Annotated in this window: 17 protein-coding genes; 1 reads left to right on the top strand and 16 read right to left on the bottom strand. The window is 55.6% G+C overall.

Annotation, left to right across the window (positions count from 1 at the left end):
- The first annotated feature begins 134 nt into the window (after nucleotides 1-134).
- Nucleotides 135-1790, top strand: a complete 1656-nt coding sequence (locus tag ACFSNN_RS39135; RefSeq protein WP_134465260.1) for a sigma-54 interaction domain-containing protein — start codon at nucleotides 135-137, stop codon at nucleotides 1788-1790.
- Nucleotides 1791-1920: 130 nt separating this feature from the next.
- Here the strand turns inward: ACFSNN_RS39135 and ACFSNN_RS39130 are convergent, their stop codons facing one another.
- The 16 genes from ACFSNN_RS39130 to ACFSNN_RS39055 all read right to left on the bottom strand — a co-directional run bounded on the left by ACFSNN_RS39130 (nucleotide 1921) and on the right by ACFSNN_RS39055 (nucleotide 23467).
- Nucleotides 1921-3069 (bottom strand): branched-chain amino acid ABC transporter substrate-binding protein, encoded by a 1149-nt coding sequence (locus tag ACFSNN_RS39130; protein WP_134465261.1) that lies wholly within the window; start codon nucleotides 3067-3069, stop codon nucleotides 1921-1923.
- Between the two features lie 617 nt (nucleotides 3070-3686).
- Complete coding sequence (gene pcaF / locus ACFSNN_RS39125) at nucleotides 3687-4889, bottom strand: 3-oxoadipyl-CoA thiolase (protein WP_134465262.1); 1203 nt, start codon at nucleotides 4887-4889, stop codon at nucleotides 3687-3689.
- Nucleotides 4890-4984: 95 nt separating this feature from the next.
- Complete coding sequence (locus tag ACFSNN_RS39120) at nucleotides 4985-6097, bottom strand: CaiB/BaiF CoA transferase family protein (protein WP_134465263.1); 1113 nt, start codon at nucleotides 6095-6097, stop codon at nucleotides 4985-4987.
- 378 nt (nucleotides 6098-6475) lie between these two features.
- Complete coding sequence (locus tag ACFSNN_RS39115) at nucleotides 6476-7783, bottom strand: MFS transporter (RefSeq protein WP_134465264.1); 1308 nt, start codon at nucleotides 7781-7783, stop codon at nucleotides 6476-6478.
- Between the two features lie 165 nt (nucleotides 7784-7948).
- Nucleotides 7949-8734: a class II aldolase/adducin family protein gene (locus ACFSNN_RS39110; RefSeq protein ID WP_134465265.1), complete on the bottom strand. Its 786-nt coding sequence runs from the start codon at nucleotides 8732-8734 to the stop codon at nucleotides 7949-7951.
- Nucleotides 8735-9305: 571 nt separating this feature from the next.
- Nucleotides 9306-10139: a pantoate--beta-alanine ligase gene (gene panC / locus ACFSNN_RS39105; protein WP_134465266.1), complete on the bottom strand. Its 834-nt coding sequence runs from the start codon at nucleotides 10137-10139 to the stop codon at nucleotides 9306-9308.
- Nucleotides 10140-10286: 147 nt separating this feature from the next.
- Nucleotides 10287-10862 (bottom strand): TetR/AcrR family transcriptional regulator, encoded by a 576-nt coding sequence (locus ACFSNN_RS39100; protein ID WP_134465267.1) that lies wholly within the window; start codon nucleotides 10860-10862, stop codon nucleotides 10287-10289.
- 543 nt (nucleotides 10863-11405) lie between these two features.
- On the bottom strand, nucleotides 11406-12227 hold the full coding sequence (gene panB / locus ACFSNN_RS39095; RefSeq protein ID WP_134465644.1) for a 3-methyl-2-oxobutanoate hydroxymethyltransferase: 822 nt from the start codon (nucleotides 12225-12227) through the stop codon (nucleotides 11406-11408).
- Nucleotides 12228-12814: 587 nt separating this feature from the next.
- Entirely contained in the window at nucleotides 12815-13747 is a 933-nt protein-coding gene (locus tag ACFSNN_RS39090; protein ID WP_134465269.1) for an electron transfer flavoprotein subunit alpha/FixB family protein, read from the bottom strand.
- A 28-nt stretch (nucleotides 13748-13775) separates the two neighbouring features.
- Nucleotides 13776-14525: an electron transfer flavoprotein subunit beta/FixA family protein gene (locus tag ACFSNN_RS39085; RefSeq protein ID WP_134465270.1), complete on the bottom strand. Its 750-nt coding sequence runs from the start codon at nucleotides 14523-14525 to the stop codon at nucleotides 13776-13778.
- A 19-nt stretch (nucleotides 14526-14544) separates the two neighbouring features.
- Complete coding sequence (locus ACFSNN_RS39080; protein ID WP_134465645.1) at nucleotides 14545-16671, bottom strand: 3-hydroxyacyl-CoA dehydrogenase NAD-binding domain-containing protein; 2127 nt, start codon at nucleotides 16669-16671, stop codon at nucleotides 14545-14547.
- Nucleotides 16672-16881: 210 nt separating this feature from the next.
- Nucleotides 16882-18222: an MFS transporter gene (locus ACFSNN_RS39075; protein ID WP_134465271.1), complete on the bottom strand. Its 1341-nt coding sequence runs from the start codon at nucleotides 18220-18222 to the stop codon at nucleotides 16882-16884.
- 265 nt (nucleotides 18223-18487) lie between these two features.
- Nucleotides 18488-19720: a CaiB/BaiF CoA transferase family protein gene (locus tag ACFSNN_RS39070; RefSeq protein WP_341868451.1), complete on the bottom strand. Its 1233-nt coding sequence runs from the start codon at nucleotides 19718-19720 to the stop codon at nucleotides 18488-18490.
- Between the two features lie 69 nt (nucleotides 19721-19789).
- Nucleotides 19790-21004: a LysR family transcriptional regulator gene (locus tag ACFSNN_RS39065; RefSeq protein WP_166799386.1), complete on the bottom strand. Its 1215-nt coding sequence runs from the start codon at nucleotides 21002-21004 to the stop codon at nucleotides 19790-19792.
- Between the two features lie 136 nt (nucleotides 21005-21140).
- Nucleotides 21141-22247: an alkene reductase gene (locus ACFSNN_RS39060; protein ID WP_134465273.1), complete on the bottom strand. Its 1107-nt coding sequence runs from the start codon at nucleotides 22245-22247 to the stop codon at nucleotides 21141-21143.
- Nucleotides 22248-22537: 290 nt separating this feature from the next.
- The gene (locus ACFSNN_RS39055) at nucleotides 22538-23467 is read right to left on the bottom strand and encodes a LysR family transcriptional regulator (RefSeq protein ID WP_134465274.1); all 930 of its coding nucleotides are present in this window, start codon (nucleotides 23465-23467) and stop codon (nucleotides 22538-22540) included.
- Nucleotides 23468-23545: the final 78 nt, after the last annotated feature.

Here is a 23545-nt window from a genome sequence, read left to right as displayed (position 1 = left end):
ATGTCTTTCTCTCCAATGATGTCTCGAATACAATAAATGCACAATGAACTGTTTTCTTTGCGGTCACTTTGAGGTGTACAGTGTATTCGTCAACCACACTGTCCGGACCGCAAACTTAGGAGAATGAGGGAGATATGTCGAGACACAAGTGCGGAGTCCTGGTGCTGGACGAATCTGGGATTTCGCTGCTGGCAGCAGGCCTATGCGAGGACAAATCGCTTGCAGAAGAGCTGGCGACGCTGTGGCAGGAACGCGCCGATATCAAACTTAAAGAGGTATTCCCCATCAACAGCCGGGAGCAATCGTTGATCGTCTCGACGGTCAACGCTGGCACCGCCGTGTGTTTTCTCGTTTTTGAAAGTGACCCTGACGAAGCCTTGGCCGAGTTCATCTCGAGTGTCGAGTTCTCTGACGATATCCTCAGGCACTTTGTGACGAACCCGTACGAAGCCATCACCGTCGTCGACTCGGCTGGCAAGCTGCTCTATATGAGCCCGGTCCACGAGAAATTCTTCGGGCTCCGTCACGGTGAAGCAGCCGGTCAGCCGGTCACTGAAGTCATCGAGAACACGCGGTTGCAGGAGGTCGCAGTGAGCGGCCGCGCTCAGATTGGGCAGGTCCAGGAGATGAACGGGGTCGTACGCATCGTTTCCCGAACGCCGATATTTGATCGCAGCAAGCGGCGTGTAGGTGCGATAGGGCAAGTGATGTTCAAGGGACCTGAAGCGCTTGAAGAGCTAAGAGGTGAGCTGACACGCGTGCGCCAGGAGCTTGATTTCTATAAACGCGAGTTGTCTGGAATGCGCAATCGGACCTACGGTCTGGACCAGATCGTGGGCACCAGCGACGCTGTTCGCCGCCTCAAAGATGACATCGTGCGGATCGCTCCGCTCGATGTGCCTGTTCTTATCGTCGGGGAGAGCGGCACAGGCAAGGAACTGGTCGCGCACGCGCTCCACATGCTAAGTCCACGCAGCGACAGTCCAATGATTCTGGTAAACGCAGCAGCGATGCCAAGTACATTGGTTGAAGCAGAACTCTTTGGCTACGAAGGAGGCGCCTTCACAGGAGCCGACCGAAAGGGACGCAAAGGAAAGTTCGAACAAGCCGACGGCGGTACGCTATTTCTCGATGAAATCGGCGACATGCCCCTCGATACGCAGGTCAAGCTGTTGCGTACACTTCAGGATGGCAACTTTGAGCGTGTCGGAGGCGACCGACGGGTGCACTCGGATTTTCGTCTTATCTCGGCAAGTAATCGAGATTTCGACGCAATGATTGCGGAAAGCACGTTTCGACTTGATCTGTTCTATCGAATCGCCGCTGTCACGCTCAGGTTGCCACCTCTGCGCGAGCGACTCGAAGATGTCCCCATGCTTGCAGACCGGTTCCTCACCAACTTTTCCGAAAGGCACGGCGTTCCCAAAAAGGCAGTATCGCCTGAAGTGGTTCAGTATCTTCAGTCACAACCTTGGCCGGGTAACATTCGCCAACTTCAGCACGCAATTGAGCGTGCCGCCATCTTCAGCGATGGAGCAACCATCACATTGGCGAATTGCGGATACGCGGTAAGCACTACACAGCCCGCGTCGAGCGGAGGATACGCCCCTCTTCAGGCACAACGTGAAAGAGCCACCCGCGATCTGCGCGGAGTTAAGGAACGCGCCGAATCAGAGCTGATTGTTGAAGCCATGCATCGACTCAAAGGCAATAAGAAGCGCGTCGCCGAAGAACTTGGAGTGTCCCGCTCCTACCTGTACAAGCGCCTGAATGAGCTTTCGATCGAATAGCATACGCAATCATCGTTACTCACGCGCCTGATATACGTCAGAACTTCAGCCCTAACAGTCATTCTGGCACTGGTCTTGAAGACCAGTTCGCGAGCAATGCTCGCAAACCGGTCGTAAGTTGATTTGAAAATCAGAGCTTCATCACTTCAAGCAAGCTCTTCTTGCCATTCTTGTACTGGTACATCGAGATGCCAGTATCTTTAAGATCGCCCTTAGGATCAAACGCAATCTGTCCAATTACACCTTGGTAGTTGGTCGATGGCATGCCGGCCAGAATCTTGGCCGCGTCCGTGGAGTTCGATCGACGCATAGCATCGATGATCACATTGACGGCGTCATACGCAAACGGTGCATAGGGCTGCATCGGCTGCTTGAACGTGCTCTCATATTTCGCTTTGAACTGCGCCCCACCGGGCATCTTCTCAATCGGGAGACTAGCTTCAGAGCACGTCAGGTTCTTCGACGCATCACCAGCCAGTTCACCAAGTTTTTCAGTGCACATTCCGTCACCCGACAAGATCTTCGCACGCAGTCCCAGCTGAGTGGCCTGTCGCACGAGGTTGGCGCCGGCGGCATCTTCACCACCATACATAATAATGTCCGGATTCTCGTTTTTGATCTTGGTCAGAATTCCTTTGAAATCCACTGTCTTATCAGTACAGGCATCGCGAGAGATCACCGTGATTCCCAACGCTTGGGCGTTCTTGGCAAACTGATCGGCCAGCCCCTGACCGTACGCGGTCGCATCGTCAACAATCGCGATCGTCTTTGCACCCATTTGTTTTGCAGCATAGGAAGCCAGCGCGGGGGCTTGTTGCGCATCCGTCGCAATCAGCCGATAGGTAGTTTTAAATCCTTGTTGGGTGTACAGGGGGTTAGTCGAAGAAGGTGTAATCTGCGTAACACCCGCCTCCATGTAGATCTTGGAGGCAGGGATCGTCGTACCCGACGTGACGTGTCCGATCACAGCCACGACTTTATCGTCAACCAGCTTCTGGGCGATCTGCGTCGCGGTCTTGGGGTCGGCGGCATCGTCCTCTTCTTCCAATTGCAAAGTGATTTTCTTCCCGTTGATTACAAGACCCTTTGCGTTCGCCTCATTGACTGCGAGCTTCGCGCCGTTCTCCACATCTCGACCAATATGTGCCAGGCCACCCGTAAGTGGAGCTGCTGCTCCAATCTTGACGACCTCTGTCGTCTGAGCGTTGGCGATCAACGGAATATTTAAAGCAATACTGAACAATGCCAATGCCGACTTACGCGTATCGAAGCTTTTCATGATGATTTCCAAGGTTTGGTTTGTCCATTCCTATGAACGAAAACCGGTCAGCCTGTATGACGTCACGGTCAATGGTTGCAACGGAACGGTGAAAATACTGTAGTCATCCAAATAAGACATGTGCTGCCGAATTGACATGACTCAATCGTCTCGATCTAGAATATTTCGATCGGATATCAGCATCGGACGAAACATTCGTTTCGCTTCACAACATGGTCGGAATCCGTTGAGAATCCTGTCCAATCTGCAGGACGCCGGGAACATGTCAGGTCCTCCAAACAATCAAACCCTCCTTTCTGACTGAATCAACGCTTGGAAACAGAAAAGGAAATCTCGTCACAGGTTCGCTATGGGCGGGTTCAGGAGGTTGAGTGGCATAAGCGCGCCACGTCGTCTCGGGATACCTCAATACCCTCTGACGTGCAGGCGCAATCCGACGACGCGAGATCTCAAGTGAACGTCGGTTATCGTCGTTATATTTGTTCACCGTCCTTGTAACGCGTCGCTCTCAGCTGCGACACATCGCCCATTACTTTGTTATTCGGGCGTGCGCACCCGTCTGTCTGATCGTGGCGCGAAGTCGAACTAGGGTCGCGCCACTGATCGCCGCGAAGCGCTCACACTCGCTCTATTGCAATCGCAATGCCCTGCCCTACACCGATACACATCGTACAAAGAGCGAACCGTCCACCAATACGCTGTAATTGATATGAAGCAGTTGTGACCAGACGTGCACCACTCATACCGAGCGGGTGTCCTAGCGCGATGGCGCCGCCATTCGGATTGACGCGCGGGTCATCGTCGCTCACGCCGAGCATGCGCAACACCGCAAGCCCTTGTGATGCGAATGCCTCGTTGAGCTCGATTACGTCGAACTGATCAATGGTCATATTCAAACGCTCGAGGAGCTTCATCGTCGCAGGTGCTGGGCCAATGCCCATGACCCGGGGTGCAACACCCGCCGTGGCCATACCAAGAATTCGGGCTCGTGGCAGGAGACCAAATCGTTTTGCGTGGTCCTCATCCGCAACGATGAGTGCAGCCGCTCCATCGTTGACACCGGATGCATTGCCCGCCGTCACCGTGCCATCCGGACGCACCACACCCTTCAGCCGTGCGAGCATCTCAAGACTCGTCTCCCGGGGATGCTCATCTCGTGACACCACGATCGCATCCCCCTTCTTTTGTGGCACAGTTACAGGGATGATCTCATCAGAGAATGTGCCGTCGTTCTGGGCGCGTATCGCCTTCTGCTGACTGCGCAACGCGAACGAATCCTGGTCCGCGCGACTGATTTCATATTCTTCGGCGACGTTTTCTGCGGTTTCCGGCATCGAATCGACACCATATTGCGCTTTCATGAGCGGATTAATAAACCGCCAGCCGATTGTTGTATCTTGCAAATCCGATTGACGCGAAAACGCTGAGGTAGCTTTACCGAGCACAAAAGGAGCACGGCTCATGCTCTCTACACCGCCGGCGATCAGAAGACCCGCTTCGCCGGACTTGACTGCTCTAGCGGCGATGCCGACTGCGTCCATTCCGGATCCGCAAAGACGATTTACCGTCGTTCCTGGTGTGCGTTCTGGCAAACCCGAAAGCAACAATGCCATTCGCGCAACATTGCGGTTGTCTTCACCTGCCTGATTCGCGCAACCGAAGAGGACCTCGTCGACGGCGCTCCAGTCTACGTCGCGGTTTCGCTCCATAAGCGCGCGCAACGGTGCGGCGCCGAGGTCATCGGCACGAACAGACGAAAGCGCCCCCGCGTAACGGCCAATGGGAGTGCGCACTGCGTCACAAATAAAAGCTTCCTTCATCGTCACTCTCAGAAGTTAAAAGACAATAGCACCACCGTCTCGATGACCAGATCCACCTCACCACCATTTACCAAGACGGGCCCTGCGTTTCCCGGTCAGGATTCAAGCAGCTCGTTTGACGCTCCCAGCGCGGGGGATGGTCGATGCGATGCGCTCGTGCGAAATACGGAAGCAATCGGGACAGGCAAAGCCGACAATCTGCCATCTGACGAACCGACCGTGTGCTCAAACAGGCCTCGCGCGGCCACATGGGGATCCTTCACAGCCTCCTCCAATGTCGCGACGATCGAACAACACACGTCCTGTCCATCGAAGAGTGCTTTCCACTCAGACGCGGTGCGGGAAACAATTCGTTCGGCTACAGCTGCAATCGCTACGCCGGTATCTGACGTGGGATCCTTGAATTCCGCCGGCAATTCGATAATTCGCGTAAAGTTCTCCCAAAACTTGTCTTCGATTGGCGCTGCGGCAAGGTATCTGCCGTCTCGTGTCCGGTATATGTGGTAGCGCGGCGAACCTCCAGTCACCAGTTCTCCACCCGGCTTCGGCCAACCTGCTCCCGACAGGCCGCTTCCGATTCCCCAGTAGTTGAACGCAAAGAGGTTGTCCGCCATCGAGATGTCAAGATGGACACCCCGCCCCGTTCGATCTCTCTCGCGAAGAGCGAACATGATATTCATAACAGCCGGGAACGCCCCTCCTGCGATATCGGCAGCCAGCATGGGCGGTAGCACGGGAGCACCGTCCGCACCCGTGCTCAAACCGAGCATTCCCGTCTCGGCGACATAGTTGAGATCATGCGCAGCGATATTCGATTTCGGCCCGGTTTGCCCCCAACCTGAGATTGAGCAATAAATTAATTTCGGATTGATATCGCGAACCTCGTCGAAGCCGAAGCCTAGTCGAGACATGACACCCGGCCTGAATTGCTCGATCAGCACGTCGGCGCGTTCGATCAAAGGTTTCAGTTTGTCTCGCGCGTCGGGTCGTTTCAGGTCAATCGAAATGCTCCGTTTGCCGCGATTGAGCATCACAAAGTTGACGCTATCCTCGCCGAGACGAGGTTGGTAGGTCCGCATATCGTCGCCCGTTTGGGGTCGCTCGATCTTGATGACAGTTGCACCCGCTTCGGCGAGCACGAGACTCGCCATCGGACCGGGCAGCAACGTCGAAAAATCAACAACTGTAAGACCATCCAAAGGACCCATATTTCTCGACCTTTTATCGTAAAACCAGATTCATAGGAATTATCCCGGGCGACCGTCAGGTGCGCCGTGTGAAGCCTCATAGCCCACATGATCTCTGCGCCAGTTCGGTGAGGTCTTCGATGCAAAGAGTGTGCCATCGGCACCTCAGGCAATGGGCTTTGCGCTTTCGCCGGAAATTGGTGGAAAGCGGGGCATGGCTGTCGTCCACGACGGCACAACGACATCTTTGTGTCGTCGGACACGACATAGATTGGACGGGTGCAACGAGAGCGTCGTCCGCGCTCAAGGCCGTTGAAGTCATGATTAGCGGGTCGTGGCTACGCACCGTTTCGGCGAGCAAGTCATGAAGTCTTTATCAGCCAACCCGTCAACGCGGTATTACTCGGTCGAGCTCGTCCAGCTTCCGACTCGCGCTTCCGGTCGGGGGATATCCCGCGTAGCACGCAGCAACACGAAGAATCCCATCGCACCGATTGCGGCAATCAAAAGCAAGCCGGCACCGTAACTCCCCGTTCGGTCACGAATGACGCCCATCAGAACCGACTGAACGAAACCGGAGAGGTTACCGAGTGAACTGATCATTGCGATACCCGCTGCACCGACAGTCGATTTCAACAGCAGATTCGGCAGCGTCCAGAACACCGGTAACGCAGACATCAACCCGAAAGCCGAAATTGAGAACGCCGCGATTTTTGCCATTGGCGTTGGGATCAGTACGGAGGCGCCCAAGCCAACGACCGCCAGGCCCAAAGCAATGAGGGCATGCATACGCCGCTCCTGGCGACGATCGGAACTGCGTCCCCACAACACCATGCCAATGGCACCAATCAAAAACGGCGCTGCAGTCGCAAAGCCCGTCTGGATGATGCTCAGGTGCGCGTCCTTCATAATCAGCGGCAGGAAGAACGCCAGTCCGTACGAAATACCGGCGAGACAGAAGTACACGTATGCAAGGATCCATATTTGCGGTGTCTTTAGAACGACACCGACGTTTTCGTGCTCGTGCTCGCCACCCAGAGAATGCTCCGCAGCCAGCGTCGACTTCAGCCATCGCTTCTCTTCGTCACTTAGCCACTCGGCGTCCTCTGGCTTGTCTCGCAACACCTTGAATACGACAAACGCCAGAAATATCGCGGGAACCGATTCGACAACAAACATTGTCTGCCAGCTTGCCAGGCCCCAGAGGCCGGAGCTATTTATAAGAAATGCCGAAATCGGCGCACCTAATACGCTGGCCATCGGAACCGCTACCATGAACGTACCAACGAAAGAGGCGCGCCAGCGACTCGGCACCCAGAGTGTTAGAAAGAAAATGATGCCTGGAAAAAAGCCGGCCTCCGCCGCCCCCAGCAGTAAACGAACAGCATAAAAGCTCTTCTCGCCATCGACGAATGCCATCGCGCCGGATAGCAGTCCCCATGTCAGCATGATCCGGGCAATCCAGCGGCGAGCGCCAAAATGCTTCAAGGCGATATTCGACGGGATCTCAAATGCAAAGTACGTAATGAAGAATAGCCCCGCGCCTAGACCGAACGCAGCATTGGACAAGCCTAGGTCCTGATTCATCGTCAACGCGGCATAGCCGACGTTGACCCGATCAAGATAGGAAACAATGTAGCAAATCAGTAACAACGGGAGGAATCGTATCAGGACTTTGCGCATGCAGCTTTGATCGGTGGCGACCATGTCTCTTCCATCCTTCTCGTGATTTTCCGTCCACACACGACACACGCAGGACGCACGCGACCCCGCAAGTGGTTTCATCACTTTGCGGGGTACGCGCACGTTCCTTATGAGTGGCCGCCATGCAATGCGGCTCGGGTTATTGTGCCTGGAGGTTTAGCCGATGTTTCAGCTGTCGTAGCGTGGCAGATCACGCTCGATAAGTCGTAGTGCAGCATCGAACCCGACTTGTTGGTAGCTCTGCACTCCGCCGGTATCGAAAGCGTCATCTGCGATGTCAAGCCTGGCGAACTGATCCGACGTGTGCTTGCGAACAGCTTCTGGCGGATAGATCAATTTACTGCCGCCCGACAAGGCTGCGACCTGTGCCTGGCATGCGCGCTCAAGGTAGTAGATTACAAGCCACGCGTCCGCAACCGTCACGCCTGCCGCGAGCAAGCCGTGGTTGCGCAAGATCATTGCCTTGTTCTCTCCAAGATCGGCGACCAGTCGTGCGCGCTCTTCTTCGTCCGACGCAATTCCCTCGTAGTTGTGATACGAAAGGCGACCGTAGAATTTGAGCGCGTGCTGGCTAATAGGTAGCAGCCCCTCTTCTTGCGCGGACACCGCAATCCCTGCAGCAGTATGGGTATGTATAACGCAGCCGACATCGTGTTTCGCCATGTGTACGGCGGAGTGAATCATAAAGCCCGCTTTATTCACGCGTTGTCGCTTGTCCGAAGGGGTCTCGACGATATTTCCATTCATGTCGATCTTGACCAGACCGGAAGCCGTGATCTCGTGAAACATCTGGCCATACGGATTGATGAGAAAGTGATGTTTATCCGTACCTGGCACGCGTGCACTGATATGCGTGTAGATGTGATCGGTCATTCGATGATGCGCAATGATTCGATATAGCGCAGCAAGTTCGCAACGAGTCTTCCACTCTGCGTCGCTGTATTCGGAAGGCATCTTATCTCCTGTTGGTTGTGGACAGTATCGAAACATTCACTCTGTATCTCACGCTCGACACCCTCTGGAAGATGACATCAAGATCGTCAGATCGCGATAACGGCGTCAGCTATTTGCTGAACTACTGGATGTCCATCGTCGCATCACTTTTCCATGTACATGCCGTGCAACTACTAATATCGGGCGTAGCTTCGATGCGGATGGCGGTCAGACGAGCCATCGTTCATTTGTCAGGACTCCAGCTTCCCATGTGGTCTGCTCTGTAACCGGAAATTGCGGACTCTCGGTTCCACTACATTTCAGATCACGCGCTTCGCGACCTCAACGATGTTTGCAAGTCATATGCCAAGAAGTGGTCTAACACGTCGACGTTGATGGTATTGACTCGCGAAAGGAATCACGACAGCTCCCCGCCGTAGTGTGCAGACCTAAAAAAGGCAAGTGGGTCGTCGAGTTTTGACTTAACATTGACTGCCGCAGCTACATCATGTCTGTCGAAAAAACACAACTTGCGAGAAAGCTCACCTTTAGCGCTTGTCTCAGACTCATCCCCCAGCTCGCGGCGTCATCTTTAGATTTCAAGGTTGTCGATCAGGCGCGTCGCACCAAGTTTTGCGGCCGCGAGAACAACAAGGCGCGCGTCCACCTCGTGCGCAGCGGGTGCGATAAGGTTCGCGCGCTTGCGAATCGCGATGTAGTCGGGCTTCCAGCCGCGCGCGGCGAGCGACGCCATAGCTTCTTGTTCGAGTTTCGCGAAGTCGCGGTTGCCCGACAGCACAGCCTGACGCACGCCTTGCAGCGCGGCCGCAAGCATCGATGCTTCGGCGCGCTCCTTTTCCGTCAGATAGCGGTTGCGCGAGCTGAGCGCGAGTCCATCGATGTCACGCACGGTTTCGGCTGCGATGATGTCGGTAGGCAGCGCGAACTGCTCTGTCATCGCGCGCACGATCATCAGCTGCTGGTAGTCCTTCTTGCCGAATACGGCAACGCGCGGCTGCACGCACGACATCAGCTTCATCACGACCGTGCACACGCCCGTGAAAAAACTAGGGCGAAACTCGCCTTCGAGGATATCGCCGAGGTCGTGCGGCGGATGGAGGCGATACTCCTGTGGTTGCGGGTACATATCCCTTTCAGTCGGCGCAAACAGCACGTAGACTTTCTCCTTCTCAAGCTTCTCCATGTCCGCCTCGAGCGTTCGCGGGTACCTGTCGAAGTCTTCGTTCGGGCCAAACTGCAGGCGGTTCACGAAAATGCTCGCCACCACCGGATCGCCGTACTGGCGCGCGAGGCGCATCAGCGACAGATGGCCCTCATGCAGGTTGCCCATCGTCGGCACATAAGCCGTGCGATTTTGACCGCGCAGATGGTCGCGCAATTCATGGATCGATCTGATAAGTTTCATTGCGGTTGGATTTGTGAATCACGTGATCACTCACTTGACGCGCACCATGCTATCTTTCCTCGGTCGACACGAAGATCAAGTCTTCGTCATCTCGTGATAATGCGACCGACAAGCGTCTATCGGAAGTCGTTCCGTCGTCCAGATCTGTTAGGCCTTTCCCTTCACAATTCCCAGGATAGTCAGCAAAACGGAGTAACTTGCCGCCGATGGTTCACTACGATTCTCGGCACCATCCAATAAGTCGTCAACTTCCAGTGTGACCAGCAACAGGTGCGCAATCGGCCTCATAGACACTTCGGCATGACCTCCGCAAGACGCGAAGTGACCCTCTAAAACTGTCTTTATCCAATTCAGCTGTAGAGCTAGAAAACGGTCGAAACACTGACGTATAGCGTCAGACAAGGACGCAGTTACAGCAATCAACGCAGCTGAAAGCGAAGGCAGCCCCCGAACAAACTCTTCGCTGCGCAGACAGGCGTAAGCTATTAGGCGACTTCCAGCGTCGCCATATTCTGTATAAATCTCGTCGAGTTCTCTTTCGAATCGGGCAATGGTCCGATCCAGCAGTTCTACGCAAACCCCATCCTTGTTGACGAAATATTCCGTCACCCTATTTTCTGGAATCGACAACTCTTTCGAAAGCTCCGCAAGACTGAACGGAACAAATCCCTTCGTCCGAATGAGCCGTTCCGATTCGTCAAGAAGAATACTTCGCATATACATGAAAATCCGGAACGTCGATTAGCCAGCAAGAAAGAGGAGGCCGGATCCGGTCGTTTATCTGCTTTCCAGGTCGTTGCGCACCAGCCGATATTTAATAACGGGCAGTAAGCATCGATAGTCGCCTTCAATTTCGACCGACGCGTTCGAATTTCTTCGAATACATTCAGCACTCTAAACACCCTGCATCCAAGCACTGGTTCACCCGTGCGACGAAATTCATTCTACGCTCCGATTTCGAAACGTTTCTACCAAAACAGAAGGCCGTAACGGCTGAAGAAGGTACGTTTCGACTACATTATTCCGGAATCGCAACTGAATTGAACCTTCCCCGTACACATGGATGTCGGTTAGTCGGCGCTAGCACATAACCCTGTCGAAACCGGTTTCAACTTTTCTGTCGAGCCGAGCGCTAGATCCGTACCACTGTCGAATCACAGAATGGTCATTTTCAACGGATTCTTAAGGCGGAAATCTTGAAGTGGTCTGATTTGTTTGGCGGGCATTGTCGAGGGCTCCGTTGAGGACCGGAGGCTCCGGCTTGTATCAGGCCGCAAACGCGTGTTCCGGACCAGGAAACGTGCCGTCCTTCACTTCTTGCACGTAGGCGCATATAGCCGCATCGATGGAAGGCTGGCCTTCCATGAAATTCTTGACGAATTTAGCCTTGCGCCCCGGGAACACTCCAAGCACATCATGCAACACCAAGACCTGCCCAGAGCACTCTGCCCCAGCTCCGATGCCAATTGTCGGAATCGCCAGGCGTCGTGTCACATCCCCAGCGAGGGTAGCCGGGATTGCCTCCATAACGAGAAGTTGCGCTCCTGCCGCTTCTAATGCTACCGCGTCGTCCAGTAACCGAGCCGCAGCGGATTCGGTCTTGCCTTGTACGCGAAAGCCGCCAAGTGCATGCACAGACTGTGGTGTCAGGCCAATGTGCGCACAGACAGGAATTCCACGGTCAACGAGAAAGCGAACTGTGTCGGACAACCATGCTCCCCCCTCGAGCTTGACCATCTGAGCGCCAGAGCGCATCAGACGCGCAGCATTGTCAAAAGCCTGAACCGGGGTGGCGTAACTGCCGAATGGCAAATCAGTGACAACTAATGCGGTCCGGTTGCCCCTAACCACTGATTCAGTGTGGTAAGCCATATGCTCGAGCGTGACAGGCAGTGTGGTCAACAGTCCCTGCAATACATTGCCGAGCGAATCACCAACCAGGATGACCTCGACCCCACAGCGATCTACCATTTCTGCGAAGCTCGCGTCGTAACATGCCATCATGGCGATTTTTTCACCCGCGTCCCGCATGATCTGAAGCGTGAGTACGGTAACGCTCTTTCGGGCGAGATTTTGTAGATAGGTCATATCGATATCGACAGTTAAAAGGTGCTCTTCCACGCCATATCTCGTCGGATCCGCGCCAATGAACGATGAAAGGCCGTGCGTCCGATTCGGGCCCGAAATCTCTCCAGGATGACCTCAGCAATCCAGCCGAGCAACGATGAGGAAATGCCAGGTTCGAAATGATTTGATCGTTCGACTTAGATTCGTTGTTTGACGATGTGAGACAGAAGGAGTGCGGTAGAAGTCTCACGCGCAACGGCGCAGTACTCACTAGGAGCAAGCCGCTCTCAGAGTTTTAGTTTCCAGATTGGTTCGATCTAGCGCGACGTCCGGAGAAGAAGCGGGCTCGTGCAGTTCTGATTGCCGTGTCGAATTCTGGTTCCGTCGCCAGATGTTTGTGATCGACGCTGACTAGCCATCCATGTGCCGACCTGCACCATCTAATGCGCCCTTCCTCATACAGCACACAAAACCAGCGCCAGAGACACGCGTCGTCTTCGTTAGCAAGATTGGCCGCCCGAGATCTAACATGGTCGTGTTGACTCGTGTACAGATTGAGCCCCAGTTTGTCGCGCATACGTCTTCCTCTTTTGTATCACCCCAATCGATCAAATATCGTCAACCAGGGCCGGCACCACGTCGAACAGATCACCGACCAGACCGTAATCCGCGACGCTGAAAATCGGCGCCTCTTCGTCCTTGTTGATGGCGACGATCACCTTCGAGTCCTTCATGCCCGCCAGATGTTGGATCGCGCCCGAGATGCCGACCGCGATATAAAGCTGCGGCGCGACGATCTTGCCCGTCTGACCGACCTGATAGTCGTTCGGCACATAACCCGCATCGACAGCGGCACGTGATGCGCCCATGGCTGCGCCGAGCTTGTCAGCCAGAGGCTCGAGCACCTTCGTGTAGTTCTCGCCGCTGCCCAGACCACGTCCACCCGACACGATGATGTTCGCCGACGTCAGTTCCGGACGGTCAAGTTTCGTCACTTCGCGGCTCACGAACTGCGACATACCCGAGTCCGCTGCTGCTTCGATCTTCTCGACCGATGCGCTGCCGCCTCCCGCTGCAACGGGATCGAAGCCCGTCGAACGTACCGTGATGACCTTGATGGGATCAGTCGATTGCACGATTGCGATCGCGTTGCCCGCATAGATCGGGCGCTCAAACGTATCGGCCGAATCAACGGCCGTGATGTCGCTGATCTGCGCGACGTCGAGTTTTGCCGCGACACGCGGCGCGATGTTCTTGCCGTATGCCGTTGCGGGCGCGAGGATGTGCGAGTAATCCTTCGCGATGCTCAGCACCGTTGCCTCGACGTTCTCTGCGAGACCTGCTTCGAGTTGCGGCGCGTCGGCGAGTAGTACTTTCGCCACGCCTGCGATCGTCGCAGCTGCATCGGCCGCGCCTTGCGCGTTGTGACCTGCAACCAGCACATGAATATCGCCACCGATCTTCTGTGCGGCAGCGACCGTGTTCAGCATCGCAGCCTTGACCGACGCATTGTCGTGTTCAGCAATTACCAGAATCGTCATTTCTTTCGTCTCCGTGTGCCCGTAAAAATCAAAGCACCTTGGCTTCGGTCTTCAGCTTGTCGACCAGCGTCTTCACGTCCGGCACCTTCACACCAGCCGAGCGCTTCGGCGGCTCGCCGACCTTCAGTGTCTTCAGACGCGGCGTCACATCGACGCCGAGGTCTTCCGGCTTCAACGTTTCGAGCGGCTTTTTCTTGGCCTTCATGATGTTCGGCAGCGTCACATAACGCGGCTCGTTCAGGCGCAGATCTGTCGTGACGACTGCCGGCAGCGTCAGCGACAGCGTTTCCGCGCCGCCATCCACTTCGCGCGACACCGTCGCCTTGCCGTCAGCCACAACAACCTTCGAAGCAAACGTTGCTTGCGGCAAATTAGCCAGCGCGGCCAGCATCTGGCCCGTCTGGTTCGAATCGTCGTCGATGGCCTGCTTGCCGAGAATGACTAAAGACGGTTGCTCTTTGTCAACCAGCGCCTTCAGCAGCTTCGCAACCGCCAGCGGCTGCAGATCCTCATTCGATTCGATCAGGATCGCGCGATCCGCGCCAATCGCCAGCGCCGTGCGCAGCGTTTCCTGACATTGCGTCACACCCGCCGACACAGCGATCACTTCCGTCGCGATGCCCGCTTCCCTCAGACGAACCGCTTCTTCCACAGCGATTTCATCGAACGGATTCATCGACATCTTCACATTCGCAATGTCGACACCCGTGTTATCCGACTTCGCACGAACCTTCACGTTGTAATCAACCACGCGCTTCACAGCCACGACAATTTTCATTAACCCACTCCAAAAAGATTCAGCCTTGCGAAGTCCGGTTAAGGCTTGCGAACGTCGCGCCGCGCTCGACCAGTTCAACCAGCAACGGCGACGGCTTCCAGAACAGCGGATTTTCCTTTTCGAACTCGCGAATATCAGCCAGCAGCGCGGCGAGGCCGACCTTATCGGCGTAATGCATCGGGCCGCCTCGATATGCAGGGAAGCCAAAGCCGTTGATCAGCGTCACGTCGACATCGAGCGGCCGCAACGCGATGCGCTCCTGAACCACGTTCGCGCCTTCGTTGATCATCGCCGCCATGTAGCGGCGCACGATCTGCTCGTCCGTGAACGTGCGCGGCGTGACGGCCGCACGCTGACGTTCGGCGTCGATGATCGCCTCGACTTCGGGATCGGGCACGCCGTCCCGCTTACTTTCTTCGTAGCGATAGAAGCCGCGCCCCGTTTTCTGACCGAACCAACTACGCTCGCAAAGCCGGTCGGGAATCTGCACATAGCGCGCATTCGGATTGCGCGTGGCAGCGCGGCGTTTGCGCGTCGCCCAGCCGATATCGCCTCCGGCGAGGTCGATCACCTGGTATGGCCCCATCGGAAAGCCGAACTCGCGCACCGCTTTGTCTATCTGATACGGCGATGCGCCGTCTTCCATCAGATGATCCGCCGCCGCACGATACACGGCGAGCATCCGGTTGCCGATAAAGCCGTCGCACACACCGGCGCGCACCGGCACTTTGCGCAGCTTTTTAGCGAGATCGAATGCGGTTGCGACGACATCGGCGCTTACGCGCGCAGGCACTACGACTTCGAGAAGCTTCATGATGTTCGCGGGCGAGAAGAAATGCAGGCCGACGACCTCCTGCGGTCGCGAAATGCTTGCCGCAATTTCATCAATGTCAAGATACGACGTATTGGTCGCGAGCACCGCGCCGGGTTTGCACACACGGTCGAGTTCGGCAAACACCGCTTTCTTCACGCCCATATCCTCGAACACGGCTTCGATCACGACATCGACATCGGTAATCGCGTCGTATGAAGTAAAACCGCGATAACGGTCCAGCTTCGCCGCCTTACCGGCATCCGTGAGACGGCCCTTCGCGATCAGCCCGTCGTAGACCCTGTCGACGAATGCGCGACCACGGGCGAGCGATGCTTCGTCGCGTTCGATCATCGTGACGGGCAGGCCTGCGTCGAGGAGCGCTACCGTGATGCCCGCGCCCATCGTGCCACCGCCAATCACGCCGACCGAGCCGATCAAACGCGGCTGCGCGCTGCGCGTTTCCGGTGCATTCAGCACTTCGCGTTCGGCCATGAACACATGCAAGTGCGCGGCGTGCTGCAGGCTGTCGACGCAGTCGAGAAATTGCTTGCGTTCTAGTTTCAAGCCTTCGTCGAATGGCAAATTCAGAGCGGCCTCGACGCAATCGACAATCATCAGCGGCGCGACCAGTCCTCGCGACTTCTTTACCGTCTCGGCACGCGCCGCAGCGATCTCTGATTTGCTCGTTTCCTCATCTGCGAGACACCGTGCATCACGCGTGCGCCGCACGGGCGCATGCGCGACGGCTAACTGTTGCGCGTATGCCAGGCCTTCGTCGATGACGTGTTCGCTTTCGCCGACTCTATCCACCAGGCCGAGCCTGAAGGCTTCCGATGCATCAACGCGTCGTCCACTCAGCATCAAGGACAATGTCGCGCCCGCACCGATCAGTCGGGGTGCCCTCTGCGTACCACCTGCCCCGGGCAATACGCCGAATCGAATTTCGGGGAAACCAAATGTTGCTCCCCGTGCCGCGATTCGATAGTGGGCCGCCAACGCGATCTCAAGCCCACTACCAAGCGCAGCACCATGAATTGCGATAACAACGGGTTTGCATGATGACTCAATACGGCCACATAGGTCTGCAACCGCGAAGCGTTCGAGGATATTCAGTTCGAGCGCGTCATCGCTAACTATGAAGCTCGCCTCGGTGCCGACAATCAGAACCGTCTTTACCAACCGATTACTTTCGGCCGCATCAATTGCAGTGACCAATTCTCGTGCGACATCTACGCTAGCCATGCTAGCGGAAGAGTTATCGACGACCAAGAGAAGAACGCTGCCGCGCAACTCCTGAGTAACGGCTACGTCAGTAAAGATGGTATCCGGCATCATCAAATCTGTTTCCTTTAGCATCAATGGGATGAATGAAGTAGATGTTTTCGATACGGAATATCATGGACAATCGTCATCAACCTCGGTTCCGGCGAAGGAGAAGCTGCCAGTTCGTCAACGACACTGAGATTGCTTCACTTCGCGAGCGGACCAGTATCTCGAGGCGCGGCAACCAGGCGATGCAACGCACCTCGATCGTCACCGGAATCAAAGGTCAACGTCCTTGGTCTCGGGTCCCATCAGAGCCCCGATGCATGCAATCACACCGCCGATGCACAGAAGCGCGACAGGTGCAAATCGCGGCGGCATTACTGAGCCCAACCAGTTCATATAAAACGCATAGAACGACGGCAGAATGACCGACAGGCTGTACCCGACGCCAAAACCCGTAGCGCGCACACCTGTTGCAAAACGCTCGTTGATATATGTGACGATCACAGCCCATGCGGAACTTACTGTAATTGCAAGGCCGCATACCGTCAGCACGATGAACGGCAAGCTCCAGTTGACTGCCTCAATCAGCGTGTAGAGAAGGAAGGCGCCGACCGTTGAACTTAGAAGACCAATCGATGTAAGCATGGTGCGACGACCAATGAGCTGGCCCAGCATGCCCGCCCCGATGTAACTGACACAGAGCACGCTATAGGAAATCATGAGCGTGGTTGTCATCTGGAGCGCTGTGAGATGCAGGGTCTTAAGCAGGATGCCGGTCGGAAGGAACAGACCCACGACGTTCTGGGTGAGCCAGAAGCCCGTCATCATCAGCAGCACTTGAACAAGGTTCCGAAAGGTTTTGCCGCTCGTCAGGCGACCGGCGGACGATGTTTGTGGCTTACCAGTCGATTTTCCAGCCCAGACCTCCGACTCCGTAACCTTGCGGATGTAATAAAGCGCCAGCAGCCCGGCCATCAACGCGCCGATAACGAACGGAATGCGCCAACCCCATTGAGCGTATGCTGACTGGGGGCCTCCGACCGGGAATAGCGAAAACATGATTCTCGCGATCACGTTGATGGCCACATATGCGGCCGGAAAGCCCGCGAGAATCAGGCCACCAACAAGGCCCCGTTGACTCTTTCTCGAGTACTCGATGGCAAGGGGTAGCGCGCCCGTATATCCACCTCCGAGAAAGATCCCGTCGACAAACCGAAGTATCACCAGCAACCAATAAGACGCGATCCCGATCGATTCATATCCCGGAATCAGCGCGATCAGTAAGGTTGCCACGCCAAACCCGCTCACCGACAGAATCGAGGCCGCACGACGCCCCACGCGATCCGCAATGCGTCCGAACAGCAGCGCTCCGATAGGGCGCCCGAGCAGAGTCGTGATAAACACGAGTGATTCCAGAATCGCCTGATGTCCACCGGATACCCCTGCGGGCAAGAAAAACGACTGTACCGGGGCGAGGATAATAACCGGAAGATAAATATCGAACATGTCGATAAACTCGGAAAACACGGCACCCTTGATCGCGTTCTTTCGTTTATCGTCAATCGACTTCTCCGCTTCCAACCCTCCAACATGCGTGACACGCACAGATTCCATTCTCGTCTCCAATATTTTCTAGTGTTCATCTCCGTTCCAGAAGCCGGAAACGGAGTCCGTCATCGACCTTTCTTAAGCTCCATTCCGCGCGCTTGCAACAGAGAGAGCCTTCAAATCGATTGCGGTGAATTCTTGTAGGCTCGCCAAGGAGGAGACGGGATTATCCAACCTCGCTCGACGAAATTCGCTTTCACTATCTTTATTCAATTATTTCGTACTACAAAATTACGTATCCGCTGCCAGAACAAGAGGCTGGCTTGCTTTCTTATATGATTTCGCGCTCCTTCAGTCCGGCTATGCACGCGTCAGACATACCGATCCGTTCACGAAGCACGCGGTCGGTGTCTTCGCCCAACCGAGGCGGTGCGCGACGATGTGCCGCGCTCTTGCCATCGAAGTGGATGCCGAGGCCAACTTGTGGAACCCTGTTTTCGGGATGCCCAACGGCATAAAACATCCCTTCAGAAAGCAGCTGGTGATCCCGTACAACTTCATCGATGCGGTTGATCGGTCCCGAAGGAATCCGATATTCGTTGAAAATAGCAAGCCATTCTGCTCGCGGCCGGGTGATGAGCAATTCCGATATTCTTGTCACGATAGGCTCACGCTGGTTTCGTCGTCCCGCGTTGTTTTCGAAGGTCGAACACGCGCCGTACTCGGGTTGGCCAACTGCGGACCAGAACCGTCGCCATATAGCATCGTTGCCCAATCCGAGCGTTATGGGGGAATCTGCGGTGTCGAATACCTGATAGATTGCAATTACGGAGTCGCGACCACCAGAGCGAGAAATCTGCTCGCCCGAGCCCAGATAAGGAACGATGCGCGGTGACATGAAGCGAACCATGCTTCCCAGCATGGAAATATCAATGGTCTTTCCGATGCCGGTTTTCTGCCGTTGAAATAATGCCGCTACAGTTGCCAGCGCAACGTCCTGACCAGCCAGCAGGTCCGCCGCCGGAGTACCGACCTTCTGGGGACCCGATTCTTTCTCCCCAGTCAGGTCCATTACGCCCGAATATCCTTCTGCAATCAGGTCATAACACGGCAGGTTTGCTCTCGGCCCTTTCAGGCCAAATCCGGTAAGTGAAACATGGATCAACGACGGATAGCGCGGCCTCAGCGTTTCGGCATCGAGGCCTAGTTTGAGCTGCACGTCGTGAACCATATTCAATACCAGAACGTCGGCCGACTTCAGCAAGTCAGCGAGAATGCTCTTACCCTCGGGCTGACCAATGTCAAGCGTCACGCTCTCCTTGTTGCGATTCATGCTGAGATACCACAGCGATTCACCATCCAGAAACGGCGGCCCCCATGCGCGAGTGTCATCGCCTACGCCGACCCGTTCAACTTTTGTCACTTCTGCCCCAAGGTCGGCAAGAAGCTGGGTTCCATAGGGTCCGGCAACCGAGGTACTCAGGTCGAGTACCCGCACTCCCTTTAGGAGTTCGAGTCCGCACGATTTTTCTAGGATGGGGAGCGTATCGACTGGGATCATCATTGTCTCATCTGACGTTTCTACGACTAAAGCGACAAGCGTGCCAGTTGACTCGTATTTGGTGCAAAAGCCTTATGGAATATGGGTTTCGCAGCGCCCACCGGTACCCACCAGAGACATAAAGTCGGAGCGCGCACCACTTGATGTGTCTTCGAAAAAAGCGCACCCAAGGGAATATGCATGCATCGACGACACTTTCGAAACGACACGTGCACGGTTCGAACACCCCAAGAGGTCATTGGCGTGAGAGTGTCCGGTTTCTGAACTGGCGCGCCCGCCGGGTGACGCCGATACCATGAACGTTGGTGTGCTTACGGCACCGATCGAAGTCGGTTTCACGGGCACCCGACTTTTCTGTTTAACGATGGTCGCGTTGGCATGTAGAGCAGACGATGAACGTTCGAACAACGCGGTAGTCCATGAGATGAATGCACGCAACTTTGGCGCCATTTTTTCGCGATGAGGGTACACGAGCGAAACGGCTTTCTCGGGGACGGGGCTCTGAGGTAGGACTTCAATCAGTTCACCTGCTTCCAGTGCGTCGGCGACAGAAAAAATAGCCGGCTGAATCAGACCAAAACCAGCCTTGGCAAGCGCGATGTACGTGTCTGAATCGTTGACCTGTATGCTGCTCATCATGCGCACACTCGTAGGACCTGACTCCGTCAGGAAGTCAAATGTCGGGGGCCGCGAACCAATGCCCGCTGCGTAATGCACGACCCTGTGACTGTTGAGGTCGTGAACCGACTCTGGCTGCCCGAGGCGCTCAAGATATGTGGGCGAAGCGACGGTGATGCGGTGAAAGGCGCCGACTTTTCTCGCGACCATTGCTGAATCACTCAATGGTCCGACACGAAGTGCGCAATCGACACCTTCCTCAACCAGGTCGACGATGCGATCGCCGGTACGGATAGTCAACTCGATTCCCGGATATAGGCCCTGAAATTCATGCAGGTTCGGGACAATGAGGCACTTCGCGATTGAAGTCTGGACATCTATCCGGAGTGTACCCTTTGGATTCGCGACGCCCTGTTTGTGTACTGATTCGCTTTCTTCGACAGCGTTGAGGATTCTGGTCACAGACTCGTAATACTGGCAGCCCTCCTCGGTTAGATGCAGTCTACGTGTCGTCCGGTTGATCAGACGCACGCCAACGTACTCCTCCAGTTCCTGAACAGCGCGCGTAACAGCTGAGCGGGCAAGCTGCAACGTATCGGCGGCCTTCGAAAAGCTGTTCACGTCCGCGACCCTGACGAAGATTTGCATCGCCTGAAGTTTGTCCATCATCCACCACGATCCAAGCAGCGATCTGTCGGCCAGTCGCCACACGGCCGAACGTTGGAGCCGCGTGGCGGGCATGTTAACGATTGTCCCGGGATTTGATCACACCATCCGTCGCCCGGATGATGTTCCCATCTCCAGATTACGCGACCCCGGCCTCATGCTCTGGGAAATCCGTATAGCCCTTTTCCGAGCCACCGTACCAGTCGTTCGGCGTCGGCATAGAGACCGGCAGTCCCTTTTCCAGACGTCGTACGAGGTCTGGATTCGCGATGAAGGCACGGCCGAATGCGACCAGATCTGTCAGCCCGTCCTTGACCAGCTGTGCGGCCTTTTCACCGTCAATCCCCCCGTTGACGATCAGCGTGCCACTGTATGCCGGTCGAACGATCAAGAGCAATTCAGGCAGATCTGGGCGATCGAACCAGCCGTTGGTATCTGCCACGTGCAGATAACCCACTCCCAACTCCTGCAGCATTGCCGCGACATATTTGTACGTTTCGACGGGTTTCGGATCGCGAACGTTGTTGTAGTCCGCGAATGGGGAAATGCGTACCCCAATACGCTCCAGCGGCATTACTTCAGCAACCTGCAGGATGATTTCGCGCAGAAAGCGAGCCCTGTTCTCAATCGACCCGCCGTACTCGTCAGTCCGCTGATTGATCGTCGGCGAGAGAAATTGATGGATCAGATAGCCGTTCGCCGCGTGGATTTCCACCCCATCGAAACCTGCCGCTCGTGCATTCTCCGCGCCTTTCCGATACTCCATCACCGTTTCGCGAACCTCTTCGGCCGTCAACCCCTTTGAGGGCGTCGCGTGAATCTTCGTGTAGACGCCGTTCTGCATTTGCCCCCAAACGTGCAGGGTATGAAGGTCATCATTGACACCGGAAGGAGAAACGGGTGCCTCGCCCTTCAGCAACGCAAACGAACTCGCACGGCCCGTATGCCAGAGTTGCGCAACGATACGGCCACCCGCCTCATGCACATTCGATACAACCTTGCGCCATCCAGCGGTCTGCTCATCGCTGTACAGACCTGGCGAGCGCTCAAACGATTGAGACCGGCGTGTAATGTTAATCGCTTCGGAAATGATGAACCCGGCACTGGCACGCTGAACGTAATAGCGAGACATAAGGTCCGTCGGGACGTCGTTTTCGTCAGCACGAGCGCGGGTCAACGGCGCCATGACGATGCGGTTAGGCAACGTCAGATCGCCAAGATTGAAAGAATCAAATAGCGTTTTCATCTCTAAATCCTCATGAAAATGTGAGCCACCTATTCCTCCGCAACGACAGATCTGATAGACCCAAACGGTCTTTATTGATCGAACGATCATTTAAAAGTCGATTGTGTGCCATCTACTGCCAGCGAAGGGGTGCTATCTATCCAGCCTTATTGCTGAAGTGGCGACAGTTTGGAGGTTTTTCTACCCGTGAAAAAGGGGACTTCGAGCCCGGCACTAGGTCCGCAGCGGACCCAATGACTGGTATCTACGTGTGAGGGTCACGCCGCCGCGAGCCAGCGCCGCGCCGAAACTCACTTGCTCGATTCGGCCAGCGGCTCCCAAGGCACGCCTTGCTCCCAGCGTTCGACCAGCAAGTCGATGAACCCGCGCGTGCGTGGTGACAGATGGCGTTTCGTTGGGTAAGTCACGCGAATCGGATCGGGCTTCTGACGATACGCCTTCATGACCTCCACAAGGGAGCCCTCCTGGACGTCAGCACCAAGAATGTAGGTGGGCAGGTTCACCAGCCCGAAGCCGGCAAGCGCAGACTGCCGCATAGCTTCCGAACTGTCGATGTTCAGCCGGCCCGGTGCTTCATGCAAATATTGCCCCGCCGGAGTCTCGAAGTGCCAAGGACGAGGGCGCCCGGCACTGAGGAAGACGATTGTATCGTGTTCAGCCAGGTCTTGAGGTCCCTCCGGAATCCCTCTTCTCTCCAGATATTCCGGCGACGCACACGTAATGAACTGCTGCGACGCGATGGTTCGTGTCATGATTTGCGAATCGTCTTGAGGCTCCCCAACTCGGATAGCGACATCGAAGCCCTCTTCAATCAAGTCCACGAACCGGTCTGTGAACCAGATATTGGCCCGTAGATCCGGCCATTGCTTTAGATACTCATCAACGATGGGCAATACGTGACGCTGCCCAAACGAAATGGGCGCGGTCAGTTTAAGCGTTCCGCTAGGCGTACCCCGACGTGTTGCAATCGCGGCTTCCATATCGTCGAGATCATCGAGAATCTGACGACATCGTTCAAAGACAATCCTGCCGTCATCGGTCAGGCTGAGCTGTCTCGTAGTGCGGTTGAGAAGGCGCACGCCAAGCTGCGCCTCAAGCCTTCCAATACTCTTTCCTACAGCCGATCGGGTTAATCCGATGGCGTTGGCTCCCGCCGTAAAGCTACCAGTCTTGACAGCAGCGACAAAGGCGGTGATATCACCAAGACGGTTTGACTCCATTGTTGAATTGGTCCTTAAGAGTCTATTCACTCGTTCCCGAACTGGGAACGTCAGTGCGCATTGTTTCGCTATCAAGGG

This window comes from Paraburkholderia dipogonis, assembly GCF_042680985.1.
Taxonomy (GTDB): domain Bacteria; phylum Pseudomonadota; class Gammaproteobacteria; order Burkholderiales; family Burkholderiaceae; genus Paraburkholderia; species Paraburkholderia phytofirmans.
Note: the sequence above shows the minus strand (reverse complement) of the source record. Positions and strands in the feature narration are given on the sequence as shown.